Below are 16,013 nucleotides of genomic sequence, written 5' to 3'. Positions count from 1 at the left end.
CCGCCGCCCCGCGCCGGGTCACCGGACGCGGGGCGGGCCGGTGCTGCCGCGGACGACGAGGGTGGGGTTGAGGATGATGTCCCGGTCGACGGTGCGCCCCTCGTCGAGCCGTTCGACGGCCGCCTCGACGGCGAGCCGGGCCACCTCGGCGGCGTCCTGGCGCACGGACGTGAGGTCGATGAAGGACAGCTGGGCGAGCTGGCTGTCGTCGTAGCCGACGATGGACACGTCCGTCGGCACGGTGAGCCCGGCGCGCAGGAACGTGTTGAGCACGCCGTGGGCGCAGCGGTCGTTGCCCGCGATGACCGCGGTGGGAAGCTCGCCCTCCCGGAGCAGTTCCCGGGCCGCCCGGGCCCCGGACTCCTCGGTGTAGTCGCCGGGGAGGATCCGGATGTGCTCGGTCAGTTCGTGGCGCCGCATGGCGGTGCGGTATCCGCGCCGCCGCTCGTCGGCGGCGGGCATCGAGCCGCCGTCGATGTGGGTGATGGCGCGGTGGCCGAGCCCGGTGAGGTGGTCGACGGCCTGGCGTATGCCCTTGCTGTTGGCGGTCCGGACGACGTCCACCCCGGCGGCCCGGGTGCACGGGCTGATTTCTATCAGGGGCGTGTGGCCCGTGACCGTGGCCAGGTGCTCCGGGCTGGACTCGCCGCCGATGATGATGATGGCTTCGCAGCGCAGCCCGAGCAACTGCTCCACGGCCTGACGTTCGTCCCGGGTGGCGACCATGGCGCTGAGCGCGAGGCTGTAGCCGTGCTTCTGGGCGGCGGGGTAGAGGGCCTCGACAAGGCCCACGTCGTGCGGGTGGCGCATGGTGAACAGCACGCCCAGCTGGCGGCTGCGGGTGCGGCGCAGCAGCTGGGCGGCGGTGTCGGGGCGGTAGCCCAGCTCCTCGGCCGCCTGGAATACGCGCTGGCGGGTCAGGGCGCTCGCGCCGGGCTGGTTGCGGAACACCAGGGATACGAGGGCCTGTGAGACTCCGACGCGCGCGGCGACGTCGGACATGGTGGGGCGCTTCGGGCGCCCCGGGGGAGATCCGCGCTCGCCCGGACGGTCGGTGACCCCTGGATCCCGCATGTGCGCCTCCCGCCTTCATGTCTTCATGTATTGACATGGATAACCCCGCGGCTCATAGTACCGGGAACTAGTACGTACCAGTAGTACGAACAAGCGCCCGGCGGTTCGTCACACACGACGAGTGGGCGCTGTCCGCAGCGGCTGAACCCTGCCCGCACCCACTCGGCACCGGGACAACCGCACCCGCCGAGGCCACCGCTGCCCCGCCGCCGAACCAGACTCCCTGATTCCAGGACTCCCTGCCCCACCTCCCTCACGAACGCGCCAAGAGGAGCCACAGGCATGACCAGGACCAGCCCAAGCCCCGCCTCCCACGGACTGCCTCCGGACGCACCGGGCCCCCACTCGCGACGCTTGGGTCTGGTCTCCGTCATCGTGACCTTCGGCGGCCTGCTGTTCGGTTACGACACCGGCGTGATCAACGGGGCGCTCGATCCGCTCACCGACGATCTCGGTCTGACCGCGTTCACCGAGGGAGTGGTCGTCAGCATCCTGGTCTTCGGTGCGGCCTTCGGCGCCATGATCGGCGGAGCCCTGTCCGACCGGTACGGCCGCCGCCACAACATCATCATGCTGGCCGTGGTGTTCATGCTCGGCACCCTGGGCTGTGTGCTGTCGCCGAACTGGCAGGTCCTCGCCCTGTTCCGGTTCATCCTCGGGCTCGCCGTGGGCGGCGCCTCGGCGACGGTGCCGGTCTACCTGGCCGAAATCGCCCCGGTCGAGCGTCGCGGCAGCATCGTCACCCGCAACGAGGTGATGATCGTCAGCGGCCAGTTCGCCGCGTTCGTCATCAACGCGCTCATCTTCAACATCTGGGGCGAGACCGACGGCATCTGGCGGCTCATGCTCCTGGTCGCCGTCCTGCCCGCGATCGGGCTGTTCATCGGCATGCTGCGGCTGCCGGAGAGCCCGCGCTGGCTGGTCGCCCAGGGCCGGGACGAGGAGGCGCTCGCGGTCCTCTCCCAGGTCCGCACCGCCGAGCGCGCCCAGGCCGAGATGGCCGAGGTCCACCGGCTCGCCGAGGAGGAGCGCGCCGCCAAGACCGCCGGTGCGGTGGACCTCGGGGTGCGCTGGGTCCGCGTGCTCATCCTGATCGGGGCCGCGCTGGGCATCTGTCAGCAGTTCACCGGCATCAACTCCGTCATGTACTACGGCACGCAACTCCTCGGCGACGCCGGGTTCTCGGGCGACTCCGCCATCATCGCGAACACCCTGAACGGCGCCTTCAGCGTCATCGGCATCACCGTCGGCCTGGCGGTCATCAACAAGATCAAGCGGCGCACCATGCTGCTCGGCGGGTTCGCCCTGACCACGACGTTCCACCTGCTCGTCGGCCTCTCCGCGCTGCTGATGCCGGACGGCAGCCTGAAGGCCTGGTTCATCCTCGTGTTCGTCGTGCTCTTCGTCTTCTCCATGCAGGCCACCATCGGCCCGCTGGTCTGGCTCATCCTCTCCGAGATGTTCCCGCTGAAGATCCGCAGCATGGCCATCGGCATCAGCATCTTCGTGCTGTGGATGGCGAACGCGCTGGTCGCCCTCGGCTTCCCGCCCGTCGTGAAGGCCCTGGGCATCTCGAATACCTTCTTCGGCTTCGCCGCCTTCGGCGTGCTGGCCCTCATCTTCATCGGGACCTGCGTCCCCGAGACCAAGGACCGCTCGCTGGAGGAGCTGGAGGACGACTTCCGCGCGCGCTACTCCTGATCCGCCTGCCCCGTCTTGAGAGCTTGAGAGAAGGGTTCACCCAACATGACCGTCATGACTGCCGTCGCCGAGGGCCGCGAAGGGGACCAGGCGCTGCTCGCGGGCATCGCCGAAGCCCGGTTGCTGGGCACCGATCTGGTGGTCGTCAACCTGCGCCTGTCGGCGCTGGACCACTCCGGCCTGCCCGACGACCTCACCATCACATTCGTCGAGCGCAGCGGCCCCGGCGACCGGGACCCCGTCGACGCCGTCCTGGACGAGATCGACGCCCGCCCCGGCGTCGACCGGCTCGTCATCGGCATCCGGCGGCGCTCCCCGGTGGGCAAGGCCCTGCTGGGCAGCGTGAGTCAGCGGCTGCTGCTGCAGAGCCCCGTCCCCGTCATCGCGGTCAAGCCCCCGGCTCAGGGCGAGGGGGAACGGGCCGGGGCGGGCTCGCCGGGCTGATGCCACGTCACCCCTGCCGCCGTCGGGCCGAAGTGGCGACGGCGGCGGCGGGGTCGGCTACCGTGAAGTCCGTGACGCGCCGCAGCCATGGGGTTGCGCGGGGCTGACACGACGGGGGCCGGGGGCATGAGGTGACGGCTGTTCGCGAACAGGATGTCCTGACGTCCGCGCTGGTGCGGATCCGTACACCGTCCGGGGCCGTGGTCGGTGCCGGATTCCTCGTGGACACGGACGTGGTGTGCACCTGCGCCCATGTGGTCGCCCGGGCCCTCGACCGGTCCGACGTCCCCGAGGAGCCCCCGGCCGGTGCGGTGGCGCTGGACTTCCCGCTGCTACGGGATGCGGAAGGGGCCGTACCGGACGCCCGCGCCACCGTCGTGACCTGGCGGTGGGCCGACGACGGCAGCGGCGACGTCGCGCTGCTGAGACTGGACCGCCCGGTCCCCGGCGCCCGTCCGGTGCCCCTGGTGGACGGCACCCAGGTGTGGGGCCACGGCTTCCGCGTACTGGGCTATCCCCGGGGTGCCGAACAGGGCGTATGGGCGGCCGGGACGTTGCGCGGGCCGCAGAGCGCGGGCTGGCTGCAGATGGAGGCCGAGTCGGCGGGCCGCCGCGTATCGCCCGGCTTCAGCGGCTCCCCGGTGTGGGACGAGGAACAGGGCGGCGTCGTCGGCATGACCGTCGCCGTCCAGCGGGGCGACGCCTCGACCACCGCCTATCTCATCCCGTCCGCGTCGCTGGTCGACGAGCGGGTGCTGCGCCCGCGCTGCCCCTTCCGGGGACTGTCGCAGTTCCGGGAGGAGGACGAGGAGTACTTCCACGGGCGCGAGGACGACGCCCGCCGACTGCGCGACGCCCTCGACCGCAGGATGCTGACCGTGGTCGTCGGCCCGTCGGGATGCGGTAAGTCCTCCCTGGTCCGGGCCGGTCTGCTGCCCGCTTTACGGGCGGCGGGGGCGACCGTCTCCGAACTCCGCCCGGTCCCCGGGGCGCGCCCGGCGGCCGCCCTCGCCCGTACCGTGATCCCGCTGCTGGAGCCGGACGCCGGTGAGGTGGAACGGCTGCGGAGGGCGGCGGAGCTGGCCGAACTGCTCCAGGGGGCCGCGGCGGTTGGGCGAGCGGAGGATGCCGGTTCCGGGCCGGGTGCCGGTCATGGGGTGGCCGCCGGTCCCGGGCCGAATGCGGTTCCTGGGCTGGGTGCCGGGCGTGCGGCGGACGCCGTCCCCGGATCGGGTGCCGATTCCACGCCGGGTGGCGGGCATGCGGCGGGCGCTGCCCCTGAGCCTGACGCCATCCCCGCGCCGGGCGTTCGGCATGCGGCGGACGGCGTGGCCGCCGGGCTGGGGCTGCGCTTGGCCGCTCGGGGCGGGCCGGGCGGGCATGTGCTTTTCGTCGACCAGTTCGAGGAGTACGCCACCTCCGAACCCGCCGCCGCCCGCGAGCTGTTCGACCTCCTGATCGCCCTCGGCAGCGAGGCCGGGCCACGCGGCTCGGCCGCCCAGGAGCGCGCCGTGCGCATCGTCGTCACCGCCCGGCCCGAAACCCTCGACACCCTGGTGACCCCGCGCACGGCGGACGTGCTCAGCGACGCCACCCGTTTCCTCGCCCCGCTGTCCTCGCACAACCTGCTGCGCGCGATCACCGCCCCGGTCGACGCCGTCCCCGGCCTGTGGTTCGAGCCGGGGCTGCCCGAGCGGATAGCCGCCGACGCCGCGGAAGAGCCCGGGCGGATGCCGCTGGTCGAGTTCGCCCTGACCCGGCTGTGGGAACGGCGCAGCCGGTCGATGCTCACCCACGCCGCCTACGACGCCCTCGGCGGCGTGCCCGGAGCCCTGGTCGGCTACGCCGAGGACGTCTTCCGCGAACACCTCACCGAGGCCGAGGAGCCCACCGCCCGGCGGCTGTTCGCCCAGCTCACCCGCCCCGCCGACAGCGGCGGCTTCTCGCGCCTGCCCGCCCGTACGGCCGACCTCGAACCCGACCTGCGCGCCCTCGCACGACGGCTCGGCCCCACCAAGCTGGTGGTCCACGGCCGGGCACCCGACGGCGAGGAGATCGTCGACCTGGCCCACGAGGCGCTGACGAGACTCTGGCCGCGCCTCCACCGCTGGCTCGTGGACTCCCAGGAGTTCCGGGTGTGGCAGGAACGGCTCCGCGGCGATCTGCGGCGCTGGCGGGAGCAAGGGGAGGAACCGGCGGACCTGCTGCGCGGCGGCACCCTGAGGACCGCGGCGGACCGCCTGGCCCGGCAGCCCGAGGACATCACCCCGGCGGAACGCCGCTACATCGAGCTGAGCCGCCACCACGAGCGACGCGGCAGACGGCGGTGGCGCATCGTGGCCGCCGGGCTCACCACCCTGGCCCTGGTCGCGGCGGCGCTGTCCTTCGTCGCCTGGAGCGGACAGCAGCGGATCGAGCAGCAGCGCCGCACCGAGGCGTCCGGCCTGCTCGCCGAGGCCGCCACCCGCCGCACGGGCAACCAGCCCGCCACCTCCCTGCAACTCGCCCTCGCCGCGTGGCGCACCGATGGCACACCGCAGGCGTCGGCGGCCCTGCTGCGCCAGTACGTCCGGGGCCAGCGGCTCACCGGCAGCCACCCCGCGCTGTGGCCGGGCCGCTCCACGCGCATGACGGCCACGCCGGACGCCCGTACGGTGGTCATCCACTCGGTCCCGGAGCGGAGCAAGCGCACCGTCGTGACGGTGGTCACCGGCCTGCCGGAGGGACGCCCCCGCCCGTGGCGGCTGCCGGGCGTCCCGGCGACCGACATCGGCGATGCCATCAGCCCGGACGGCCGCGGCTACGCCATCGGCACGGCGGACGGCGACGTACGCGTCTGGGACCTGCGAAAGCGCACCGGACCGCGCGTCCTGCGCACCGACGACGAGTCCGGCCTCAAGGTCAACCACATCACCCTGGACTTCAGCAGCGACGGCCGACGGCTGCTCAGAACGCTGACGTCGCAGGACGAGCGCGGCGTCGGGTTCTCGGCCTGGGACGTACGGACCGGCCGCCGCCTGCCCACCGGACCGGCCGTGATACCCGACGGGTACAACTCGGACGCCGCTTTCACCACCGATCCCGGAACGGTGGTGTCCACCCGCTCGCTCCGCGGAAGTGACGGCTCTCGGGCGGAACTCCGTGACCTGCGTACGGGCCGTCTGGTGCGGACCGTGCCCGGGGTCGGCTACGGGGGCATCAGGGGAGGCGGCGAACTCGTCCAGGTGGGTGGTAAGGACCGCCATTCCCGGGTGCTGAAGGTCGGCCGCACGGCCAGATACGTGGCGGACGCCCCCGCCGCGTCGGACCTGGAACCGGATGCCACCGCCGAGTACAGCGTCTTGGCACAGACCTCCGACGACGGGTACTACGCCGTACTGACCCTGACCGCGCTGCGTACCGGCACTGCGTACGCGACCACCGTGCCGGTGCCCTCCTCCGCCGACGGGGCCGAGACGCACGCCGTGGGTGCCGTGGCACGCACCGATGGGACGCTGTCCGTCTACGTCGCAGCCGGGGACGCGCTCATGACCGCGAGGGCCGTACCGGCAACGTTGCCCCGGCTCGACCCGGGGGGCGAGGTGGCCGACGCGCACGACGAGCCGTCCCCCGACGGCAAGCGCGTGGCCAGCGTGTCCGGGGAACGGCTGGAGATCATTCCCAGGGGTGCGGGAGCGAGCAGAACGGTGACGCTGCCCTCGGCACCCGGACTGTACGGCTGGGCGCCGCTGTGGACGGCCGACTCACGACGGCTCGTCCTGTGGGGCCGGGAAACTCAGCGCCTCCAGGTGATCTCCACTGACGATCCAGGGCGCGGCGTCGCCCTGGATCTGGCGGGCGTCCTGCCCGGCGGACCGGCGGAGGAGCTGGAGACCGTGGAGCCGATACGCGGAACCGAGGTCGCCGTTCTCACCACGCGGGGCACCTTGCTACGGATGGACACGGCCACCGGGAAACCCCTGAACCGGCCGGTGAATGTGGGGCGAGTCGGGCCCCAGGACGCCTCCGACCCCTTCGCGTCCTTCGGACAACTCCGTGCCAGGCCCGGCCACCCCGGCCAGATGGCGGTGGTCACCCGGGACGGATTGCGGGACGGAGAAGTCCAGCTATGGGATCTGCGCGCACGCAAGCGTCTCAAGACCCTCTCGGTAGGCCCCGTCGTGGGGGCGCCCCTCGGCGGCCACTACAAGGTGAGTATCGCCTTCACCCGCGACGGGGAGCGCCTGGCGACGGAGAACGCCGACCACTTCGTACGAGTGTGGAACGTCGACCGGGGCACCGCGCTGAACCAGCCCCTGCCGATCGGTGACAACGACGAGTTGGTCGGCTTCAGCGCGCGCAACCGGCTGATCACCCAGAGCGCGGCCGACTCCCGCTTCACCGTGTGGAACGTCGACACCGGGGGATCGGTCGCCGAACTGCCCTTCCCCAAGCAAATGGTCACCGTGGCCGTCGGCAACGGCCGCCTCCTCACGGTGGGGGACGGCTGGACCTACACCATGGACCTCGACCCGAAGCGGGCCTTCCGCCGCCTCTGCGCCGCCGTCGGCCGCGACTTCACCGCCGCCGAGCGCCGGTTGCTGCCTCCCGGCGCTCCGCGCGACGCGCCCTGCCGGGCGACGGGGCGTCAGTCCTCGTAGTCGTAGAACAGCCGCTCCATCACCGCCCGCGCCCGTCGCGTTGTGCGGCGGTAGTCGTCCAGCATCTCGCCCACATGCCCCGGGCCGTAGCCCAAGTAGCGGCCCACCGCGGCCAGTTCGCGCGAGTCGCTGGGGAAGGTGTCGCCCGGGCGGCCGCGGACCAGCATCACGCCGTTACGGACCCGGGTGGCCAGCACCCAAGCCTCGTCCAGGGTCTGGGCGTCCTCGGTGCCGATCAGCCCGGCCGCGTGCGCCGCGGCCAGGGCCCGCCGGGTGCGGGTGGTGCGCAGCCCCGGCTCCGCCCAGCCGTGGCGCATCTGGAGCAGCTGAACCGTCCACTCCACATCGCTGAGACCGCCGCGGCCCAGCTTGGCGTGGGTGGTCGGATCGGCGCCGCGGGGCAGGCGCTCGGACTCCATCCGCGCCTTGAGGCGGCGGATCTCGCGGATGGCGTCCTCGCCCAGCCCCTCGGCCGGATACCGCAGCGGGTCGATCAGCTCGATGAAGCGCGCCCCGAGGTCCGGGTCGCCCGCGACCGGTTCGGCGCGCAGCAGCGCCTGGCTCTCCCAGACCAGCGACCAGCGCCGGTAGTACGCGGCGTACGAGCCGAGGGTGCGCACCAGCGGGCCGGACTTGCCCTCAGGGCGCAGATCGGCGTCGATGAGCAGCGGCGGATCGGCGGTGGGCAGCTGGAGCAGCCGCCGCATCTCGTTGGCCACGGCGAACGCGGCCCGGGACGCCTCCTGTTCGTCGGCGCCCTCCCGCGGCTCGTGGACGAACAGCACGTCCGCGTCCGAGCCGTAGCTCAGCTCATGGCCGCCGAAGCGGCCCAGGCCGATCACGGCGAAGCGGGTGGGCAGCTCGTCGCCCCAGGTGTCGCGGACCGCGGCGCGCAGCGCGCCCGCGATGGTCGCCGCGTTGAGGTCGGAGACGGCGTCCCCGACCATGTCGGCCAGCGCCGCCGCGTCCGCCGTCGGCTCCTCGGCGTGCGTCGCGGGGCCGGTGGGGCGGGCCGGAACGTGGGGCTCCGAGTCGCGCAGCGCGCGGGGCACCTCGGGCGCCTTCGACGGCACGGCGGAGGACGGCCCGGCCTTGATGTCGGTGGTGCCCGTGTCCTCGCCGCCCGGCGGCGGCCAGCTCACCGTCGGCCGTACGGCCCCGTTGGCCAGCCGGGCGCTCTCGATCACATCCGCCGCCGTCGTACGGAACAGCTCGCGCCGCCGCACCCCGCGCGCCGCCGCGACCGCCTGTTCGGCCCCGGCCGCGCGGCCCACCGCGGCCAGCACCTCCTGCACCAGATGTTCGCGCCCGCGCGGCCGCAGCCCCTCCTGATCGCCGAGCAGGGCGACCGCCTCCGGGGCGCGCAGCAGCAGATCGGGGGCGAGGCGCCCGGCCGAGAGCACCCGTGCCAGATTCTCCGCGGCCGCGCCCTCGTCCCGCAGCAGCCTCAGGTACCAGGGCGTCTTGCCCAGGGCGTCCGAGACCTTGCGGAAGCCCAGCAGCCCGGCGTCCGGGTCTGCGGAATCGGCGAACCAGCCCAGTAGCACGGGCAGCAGCGTACGCTGAATTGCCGCTTTCCGGGACACACCGGACGCCAGCGCCTCCAGGTGACGGAGGGCGCCGCTCGGATCCGCGTAGCCCAGCGCCTCCAGCCGCTGCCCCGCAGCCCGGGAGCTGAGCCGTGCCTCGCCCGGCTCCAGCTGGGCGACCGCGTCCAGCAGCGGCCGGTAGAACAGCTTCTCGTGCAGCCGCCGCACCTCGCGCGCGTACCGCCGCCACGCCGTCCCCAGCTCGGCCACCGGCTCCGTACGGAAGTGCAGCGACCGGCCCAGCCGCCGCAGATCCGCCTCGTCCTCCGGCACCAGATGGGTGCGGCGCAGCCGGTACAGCTGGATCCGGTGCTCCATGGAGCGCAGGAAGCGGTACGCCTCGTCCAGCGCGGCCGCGTCCGAGCGCCCCACATAGCCGCCCGCGGCCAGCGCGGCGAGCGCGTCCAGCGTGGTGCCGCTGCGCAGCGACTCATCCGACCGCCCGTGCACCAACTGCAGCATCTGCACGGCGAATTCGACGTCCCGCAGGCCGCCGGGGCCCAGCTTCAGCTCCCGGTCGACCTCCGAGACCGGGATGTTCTCGACGACGCGGCGGCGCATCTGCTGGACATCGGGTACGAAGTTCTCGCGCTCGGACGCCTGCCAGACCAGCGGCGCCAGTGCGTCCACGTACGCCTGCCCGAGCGCGCCGTCGCCCGCCACCGGCCGGGCCTTCAGCAGCGCCTGGAACTCCCACGTCTTGGCCCACCGCTGGTAGTAGGCCAGATGGCTGGAGAGCGTCCGCACCAGCGGCCCACGGCGCCCCTCCGGCCGGAGGTTGGCGTCCACCGGCCAGATCGTGCCCTCGACGGTCACATCCGAGCAGATCCGCATCAGCCGCGAGGCCAGCCGGGAGGCCGCCTGCACGGCCTTGCCCTCCTCCACGCCGTCCACGGTCTCCGCCACGAAGATCACGTCGACGTCCGAGACATAGTTCAGCTCGCGCCCGCCGCACTTGCCCATCCCGATCACCGCCAGCCGGCACGCCGCGGCGTCCTCGGGCTGCTCCTCGGCCGCGATCTCCAGCGCCGCCCGCAGCGTCGCCGTCGCCAGATCCGCCAGCTCGGCCGCCGCCTGCGTGACATCGGTGGTCCCGCAGACATCACGCGCCGCGATCGCCAGCAGCGCCCGGCGGTACGCGACGCGCAGCGCGTCCGGCCGCGGCATCCCCGCCCCCGGCCCGCCCCAGATCCCCTCGGCCAGCGCCTGCTCGAACTCGGGCGTCGTCGGATGCAGATCCGCGGGCTCGTACGTCACCAGCGCATGCCACGCCTGTGGATGCCGCGCCAGATGATCGCCCAGCGCCTCGGACGCCCCCAGCACCCCCAGCAGCCGGTCCCGCAGCGGCTTGGCGGTGACCAGCGTGTCCAGCAGCGCCTGCCGCGACCCCGCCTCCTCCCCGTCCCCGGCCTCCTCGGGCAGCGCCTCCACCAGCCGCACCAGCCCGAGCAGCGCCAGATCCGGATCGGCGGTCCCCCCGAGCGCGTCCAACAGCACGGAGTCGGCCCGCACGCCCACCATCTCGGGCGAGTCCAGCAGCCGCTGAGCGGCGGAGGGGTCGGTGAAGCCGTGCCGTAGCAGCCGGGTGAAGGTGCTGCTCCTGCGTCCCTGCGGTACGGCCATGCGATGCCGCCTCCGTCCCGTGTCTCCGTCCCACGCCCTGCCGTGATCAAGGCCCGCAGCCGAGCCTAAGCGACAGGCCCCGCGGTGCGGCAGGTCCCGCCCGCGAAGCCGTGGGCCGTCAGGCGTCCCCGGGGACGGTGATCCGGAGCGGCCCGCAGCCGATGCGGTCGGCCTCCGCGGCCACGTAGCGGGGGAGGAGCGCACGGATGTCCCCTGGGCGGGTGCCGTCGTCCGCCCGCACCAGGAAGGTGACCGGGCCGGTCTGGCACTCCGCCTGGAACAGGCCGAGGTCGTCGCGGACGAAGCCGACCCCGTCACGGTCCCGGGCCTTGATCCGGTGGGCGGCGCCGTCCAGCGACAGCGACCCGTAGAGCGCGGCCAGCCGGGGGTCCTCGACCGTCATCAGCCGCAGCTTCGGGTGGCCGAACAGCACATCGCGGTCGCAGGTGCGCACCGGGCCCGCGCCCCGGGTCACCAGGGGACGCTCCAGTGCATCGTGCCTGTCCGCGCCGGGGAGGCGCAGCCCCTTGATGCCGCACAGGGCGTCCGGCTTCTCGTCCAGGAACCGCGGGGGCTTCGGCAACGGGTCCACCGGGTCGGCGAGGGTGCCGGAACACCCCCGGTCGGCCATGTAGCCGTTGACGAGCTTCACCACCGCGCGGGCGAGCTGATCGCGCGCCGCGGTATTGACCCCGTCGTCGTAGATGGTCCAGCCGCCGTCCACGTCGATCACGACGGGGCCGTCGATATCGCTCTGCCGGCCGACACAGCCCTCGGGCACCGCCAGCCACGCCCGGGAGTCCGAGGCCATGCCCAGCAGCCCGCCGCCCAGCGGAGTGAGCCGGGAGGACAGGTACTCATCGGCCCACCGGTCGCCCGCGCCGCCGAACCGGGGGTCCAGCCGGTGCGCCTGGGCGGTGACCTGCGAGCCGCGCGGCGAGGTGAGACGACAGATGCCCGACGGGCCCTCGCTGCCGCCGCGACCCGAGGTGATGGGCACTTCGGACGTCTTGATGTCCGTCTTGCCGTCGAACAGCGCCGCCACGTCGTCCCGGTCGAGCGCACCCCAGCAGGCCCGGTCGTCCGCGAACGGACCCGCCTCCGCCTGCCAGGCCACCCCCGCGCCGCCCAGCAACGCCCCGGCGACGGCCCCGGCCACCCCCATGGTCACGCCGAGCCGCAGCCGCCCACGGGTCAGACGCCGCCACCACGACCGGCTGTCCTCACTGCTCTCCACGTCGCTGCTCTCCACGTCGGTCATCGACCGGACCCCCCGGGTGCGACGGGCGCGCAACCGATGCGTCGCGTCACGGCGTTGGTGAAGGCGACGAAGTGCGGCGCGGTCTGCCGTCGCAGGGACGGGGCCAGCATCAGAAAGGTGGCGGGGCGCCCCGCGCAGTCGGCCCGTACGACCTTGTAGTCGTCGGCGAACACCCCCGTGCCGCGCCACCCGCGCGCGGGCGCCTTGCTGCCCGTGGCGCCGTCGAACAGCGCGGCGAGCCGCGGCTGGGCGACCATCACGGCGTCGAAGTACCGGTCCCCGCCGGGCCTGGTCCGCACCGAACACAACTGGAGGTCCCGGGTGACCGCGCCGACCTGGTACTCCAGGTACTCCGCCGCCTTGCCCAGCTCCAGCCCCCTGATCCGGCACATGGGGGAGCGGTAGGACTCCACCTCCTCGGGCAGGGTGAGCACCGGCGAGACGACCCGCAACGGCTTCGCCCCGGCGCACCCCGCCGCCTCCATGCCCCGGTTGGCGGCCGCTACGAGCAGCTCGGCCACGGAACGGGCATCGCCGAGCCCCGCGTCCGCCGGCAACGTGCCGCCGCTCCAGGTCGATTCCGCCTTCGCGTCCAGCGTGACGGCGGTCGGCCGCCCGTCCCGCCTATCGCACCGCTCGGGCAGCACCAGCAGCGCGTGTTTCCCGTCGGTGACCCCTGGCAGCCCGTCCGGCAGCGGCATCGCACGGCCGCTGAGATACCCGCCGATCCACGTCATACGCCGCGCGGCACCCTCGGGCGCGGAGCCGTAACCGACCCTGATCTCCGTCGTGTCGACGTTCTTCTCACCGTCGCTGCCGACTTCCTCGGCATGCAACGCGACCGTGCACCGGCCACGCGGCCGCTCCGCGGTCGGCGCGGTCTCCTCGGACGTACGCTCGGCCTCACCGCTCAGGAACTCCGGCCCGCTGTCCTCTTCCCACGCCCCCCAGCAGTACGTGCCCCTGCCGTCGAACGGCCACGAACCCGTGGCCCACGTCCCCAACCCCGCCGCCACGACCACCGCGATGGCGACCCCGGCCCACGCCACCCGGCGGCGCGCCGCCATGAACTGCTTCATCGTCCGTAACCCCGTCCCCCGTGTGACGGCCGATGGTACCCAGCAGCTCCCCTTGGATGTGAAGCGGGCATGGCAAAGTGGCGTGATACGAGAGGCCCATGCATCCTGCGGTCGAAAGCGTCACCCAGCTCATCACACCGCCCTCCACCCCGCTGTTGCGCGACTGGCGGCCCATCGAGCGACAACTCACGACGGAGCTGCCCGGCGACTGCAAGCAGCTCGTCCATATCTACGGGGGAGGTGTCTTCAACGAGACCATATGGTTGCTCGACCCGTATTGCCCTGTTGAGGACTACAACCTCCTTTCTCTCACCGCGAGACGTGCGGAAGTGCTCGCCGGACTCTGGGAGGTTGGTGAGCCGATGCCTGTCGAACTGGCGCGAAAGGGTGCCCGTCTCATCCCCTGGGCCTATGTCGAAGGCAGCGGGGCCTACCTTTACTGGCTCGGGCGAAGCCCGGCCAAATACCCAATGACTGGTCCACTATGCTCAACGAAGGACGCGGCCCCGAGTGGGAGCGTCATCCCTATGGGTGTGCCCGTTTCCTGCTCTCCGCCATGACTGGGGAACTCCTCTCGGATTGTCTCCCCGATCTCGGTGGAGAAAGGGCCCGGTTCGATGCGAACGCACCCATTCTCTGATATCAGGACATTCGAAGCGGAAGGTGACGGGGGAACCATCGATGGACCTTGTGCTGGATCCACCGCGCGGGGTGGCGCCCGTACGGCTCGGCATGACGTTGGACGAGGCGGTGGCCGCGGTCTCTTCTTGGGGAGAGCCCAAGGTGCATCACCGTCGTCACCGGGAATCCGCGGATATCTCCACGAGCTGTGATCACGTCGGCATTCAGGTTTTGCTGGAGGGGCAGGCACTCGTCACGGCGGTTGAGGTGTGGTGGCCCGGCGAAGGGCGGGAATCGAGTACGCGGGTGCTCCTGGAGGGTGACGACGTATTCCAGATGCCCGCCGACGATATTCTTCGACGGGCGGCCGACCGTGGCTGGACCGTCGATCCGGGGGATGGCGAATACTCGCACATTCCCGGCGTCTCGCTGGGATTCACCCGGCAGACCTCTCAAGAAGTCCCTCGCCTTCCCAGCGGCCTTCCCGTGTATTTCACCTCCGTCCTCGTCGGAAGTGAGGACTATTACGACTTCCTCTACGAGGCGCCGCTCAGGCGGTGACGAAGCGCGCGCTGGGTTCGCCGCGCAGGTGGCCCGGCGGGAGCTTGCGGCCGTAGGCGACCAGCAGCAGGTCCTGGGCGGCGCCGGTCACACGCGAGCCCGTGCCGTACGACCAGTCGAGGTCATCGGCGCGGAGCTGGACGCCGGTGAGGTCGGCGCCGAAGAACTTCAGGGTTCTGGGGGCAACGGCCGCGAGGAGGGGGCGTAGGCGGGGCTCGGGGACGCGACGGTCCAGGCCCAGGGCAACCGTGATGTCCAGGCCGTGGATCACGTCGTGGCCCAGTGCCGCCGTGATGCCGCCGACCGGGGGCTTCCAGGGGTGGTCGGCGTTGTCGCGGAGGTGGGCGGCGAGTTGGGCGGGAGGGGTGGCGGCCGCGTCCTGGCGGGCGAGGCGGTCGGTCATGCGGTGGAGGCTGCCGCGCGCCTTGAGGAGTTCGAGGAGCGTACGGGGCATCCCGTAGCGGAAGCCCTGAGACATGTGCGCCGCCACCTCCCGCACCCGCCACCCGGCGCACAGCGAGGGGGCGTCCCACTGGGCGGGGGTCAGGGTGTCCAACAGGTCGGCCAGTTCGCGTCGTTCGGCCGCGATCGCGTCCTTGATGTTCCCCGTTGTCTCCATGTGTTTCAGGGTGTCGGGGTGCGTGGCCATAAGTCCAAGAGCTGGTTCTTCTACTCATCAGAAGCGATGGGTATGTGCACCCCGGTGCGCACACGCCAGACCACATCGATTCCCACCTCGCCAGGAGCAGCCGGGCCGCCGGGGCTCCGCTTGCGTTCGACCTCGGTGAAGCCCAGCCGGCGCGGGACGGCGCCGCTTGCCCGGTTGGCCTCGTCGTGGTGGATCTCGATGCGGTCGATCCCCGGCAGCGCGAACCCCTGACGCACCAGCGCCGCCACCGCCAGCGTGGCCAGGCCCCGGCCCGTCCACATGGGGTGGAGCCAGTACCCGATGTCGAGCCCGCCGGGGCCGATCCGGCGCATCAGCGCGCAACTGCCGACCACCGTGCCCTCCGTGGTGATGGCGTAGCCGTATGCCTCGCCGGTCTCCCACTCCCTTGTGCTCCGCTCCAGGAACGCGGCCGTCCGCTGCCGGTCCTGGTCGGCGGCCCAGGGCATCCACGGCATGAGGTGATCGAGCGACTCCGCGATCGTCCGGCTCAAGGCATCGAGATCGCTCACGCGCCAACGCCGCAGTTCGGCCCGGCCGCTGCGGAGCGTTTCGGCAGGTTGTCCCATGCCGGGAGATGTTGCCTCGGCCTGCCTTGCCCGGCAACGCATTTGAGGAGCCGCCGGGCCGGGGGGGGGGGGGGGGGCTCCCCCCCCCCCCCCCCCCCCCCCGGCTGGACGCGGGGGAGCGACGGGGGGGGGACTGTTTGCTTCTGGGGACCGTCCCAAAACAGGCCTTCCACCCCACACCCCT

General features: G+C 72.5%; 10 protein-coding genes. 4 read left to right on the top strand and 6 right to left on the bottom strand.

Annotated elements, in window-relative coordinates; translation table 11 throughout:
- Positions 1-18: 18 nt before the first annotated feature.
- Positions 19-1,002, bottom strand: coding sequence for a LacI family DNA-binding transcriptional regulator (locus ACZ59A_RS02490; RefSeq protein ID WP_470952476.1), 984 nt, complete (start codon positions 1,000-1,002; stop codon positions 19-21).
- 354 nt (positions 1,003-1,356) lie between these two features.
- On the opposite strand from ACZ59A_RS02490, the gene ACZ59A_RS02485 reads away from it, so the two are divergent.
- From ACZ59A_RS02485 to ACZ59A_RS02475, 3 genes are all read left to right on the top strand, one after another.
- A complete protein-coding gene (locus tag ACZ59A_RS02485) occupies positions 1,357-2,775 on the top strand; it encodes a sugar porter family MFS transporter (RefSeq protein ID WP_470952474.1) in 1,419 nt (472 codons plus the stop codon).
- Positions 2,776-2,820: 45 nt separating this feature from the next.
- The gene (locus ACZ59A_RS02480; protein WP_470952471.1) at positions 2,821-3,219 is read left to right on the top strand and encodes a universal stress protein; all 399 of its coding nucleotides are present in this window, start codon (positions 2,821-2,823) and stop codon (positions 3,217-3,219) included.
- Between the two features lie 131 nt (positions 3,220-3,350).
- Positions 3,351-7,859: an nSTAND1 domain-containing NTPase gene (locus tag ACZ59A_RS02475; RefSeq protein ID WP_470952468.1), complete on the top strand. Its 4,509-nt coding sequence runs from the start codon at positions 3,351-3,353 to the stop codon at positions 7,857-7,859.
- On the opposite strand, the gene ACZ59A_RS02470 is transcribed toward ACZ59A_RS02475, so the two are convergent.
- The 3 genes from ACZ59A_RS02470 to ACZ59A_RS02460 form a co-directional block, all read right to left on the bottom strand.
- A complete protein-coding gene (locus tag ACZ59A_RS02470; protein ID WP_470952466.1) occupies positions 7,847-11,071 on the bottom strand; it encodes a bifunctional [glutamine synthetase] adenylyltransferase/[glutamine synthetase]-adenylyl-L-tyrosine phosphorylase in 3,225 nt (1,074 codons plus the stop codon). The two genes, ACZ59A_RS02475 and ACZ59A_RS02470, sit on opposite strands and share 13 nt — an antisense overlap.
- A 118-nt stretch (positions 11,072-11,189) precedes the next feature.
- A complete protein-coding gene (locus ACZ59A_RS02465) occupies positions 11,190-12,332 on the bottom strand; it encodes a hypothetical protein (protein ID WP_470952463.1) in 1,143 nt (380 codons plus the stop codon).
- Positions 12,329-13,411: a hypothetical protein gene (locus ACZ59A_RS02460; RefSeq protein ID WP_470952460.1), complete on the bottom strand. Its 1,083-nt coding sequence runs from the start codon at positions 13,409-13,411 to the stop codon at positions 12,329-12,331. Before ACZ59A_RS02460 ends, ACZ59A_RS02465 begins: the two co-directional genes overlap by 4 nt.
- A gap of 681 nt (positions 13,412-14,092) precedes the next feature.
- Between ACZ59A_RS02460 and ACZ59A_RS02455 the strand changes: the two genes are divergently transcribed.
- Positions 14,093-14,593 (top strand): hypothetical protein, encoded by a 501-nt coding sequence (locus ACZ59A_RS02455; protein ID WP_470952457.1) that lies wholly within the window; start codon positions 14,093-14,095, stop codon positions 14,591-14,593.
- On the opposite strand, the gene ACZ59A_RS02450 is transcribed toward ACZ59A_RS02455, so the two are convergent.
- Both ACZ59A_RS02450 and ACZ59A_RS02445 read right to left on the bottom strand, forming a co-directional pair.
- Positions 14,583-15,212, bottom strand: coding sequence for a maleylpyruvate isomerase family mycothiol-dependent enzyme (locus ACZ59A_RS02450; protein ID WP_470952454.1), 630 nt, complete (start codon positions 15,210-15,212; stop codon positions 14,583-14,585). The genes ACZ59A_RS02455 and ACZ59A_RS02450 overlap by 11 nt on opposite strands.
- 50 nt (positions 15,213-15,262) lie before the next feature.
- Positions 15,263-15,829: a GNAT family N-acetyltransferase gene (locus tag ACZ59A_RS02445; protein WP_470952451.1), complete on the bottom strand. Its 567-nt coding sequence runs from the start codon at positions 15,827-15,829 to the stop codon at positions 15,263-15,265.
- Positions 15,830-16,013: the final 184 nt, after the last annotated feature.

This window comes from Streptomyces sp. NPDC040405, from assembly GCF_055595765.1.
Note: the sequence above shows the minus strand (reverse complement) of the source record. Positions and strands in the feature narration are given on the sequence as shown.

Bases quoted from the DNA above. Each gene is read 5' to 3' on its own strand.
- ACZ59A_RS02445 (WP_470952451.1), bottom strand. From the start codon at position 15,829: ATGGGACAACCTGCCGAAACGCTCCGCAGCGGCCGGGCCGAACTGCGG.
- ACZ59A_RS02480 (WP_470952471.1), top strand. From the start codon at position 2,821: ATGACCGTCATGACTGCCGTCGCCGAGGGCCGCGAAGGGGACCAGGCG.
- ACZ59A_RS02490 (WP_470952476.1), bottom strand. From the start codon at position 1,002: ATGTCCGACGTCGCCGCGCGCGTCGGAGTCTCACAGGCCCTCGTATCC.
- ACZ59A_RS02455 (WP_470952457.1), top strand. From the start codon at position 14,093: ATGGACCTTGTGCTGGATCCACCGCGCGGGGTGGCGCCCGTACGGCTC.
- ACZ59A_RS02485 (WP_470952474.1), top strand. From the start codon at position 1,357: ATGACCAGGACCAGCCCAAGCCCCGCCTCCCACGGACTGCCTCCGGAC.
- ACZ59A_RS02465 (WP_470952463.1), bottom strand. From the start codon at position 12,332: ATGACCGACGTGGAGAGCAGCGACGTGGAGAGCAGTGAGGACAGCCGG.
- ACZ59A_RS02460 (WP_470952460.1), bottom strand. From the start codon at position 13,411: ATGAAGCAGTTCATGGCGGCGCGCCGCCGGGTGGCGTGGGCCGGGGTC.
- ACZ59A_RS02450 (WP_470952454.1), bottom strand. From the start codon at position 15,212: ATGGAGACAACGGGGAACATCAAGGACGCGATCGCGGCCGAACGACGC.
- ACZ59A_RS02470 (WP_470952466.1), bottom strand. From the start codon at position 11,071: ATGGCCGTACCGCAGGGACGCAGGAGCAGCACCTTCACCCGGCTGCTA.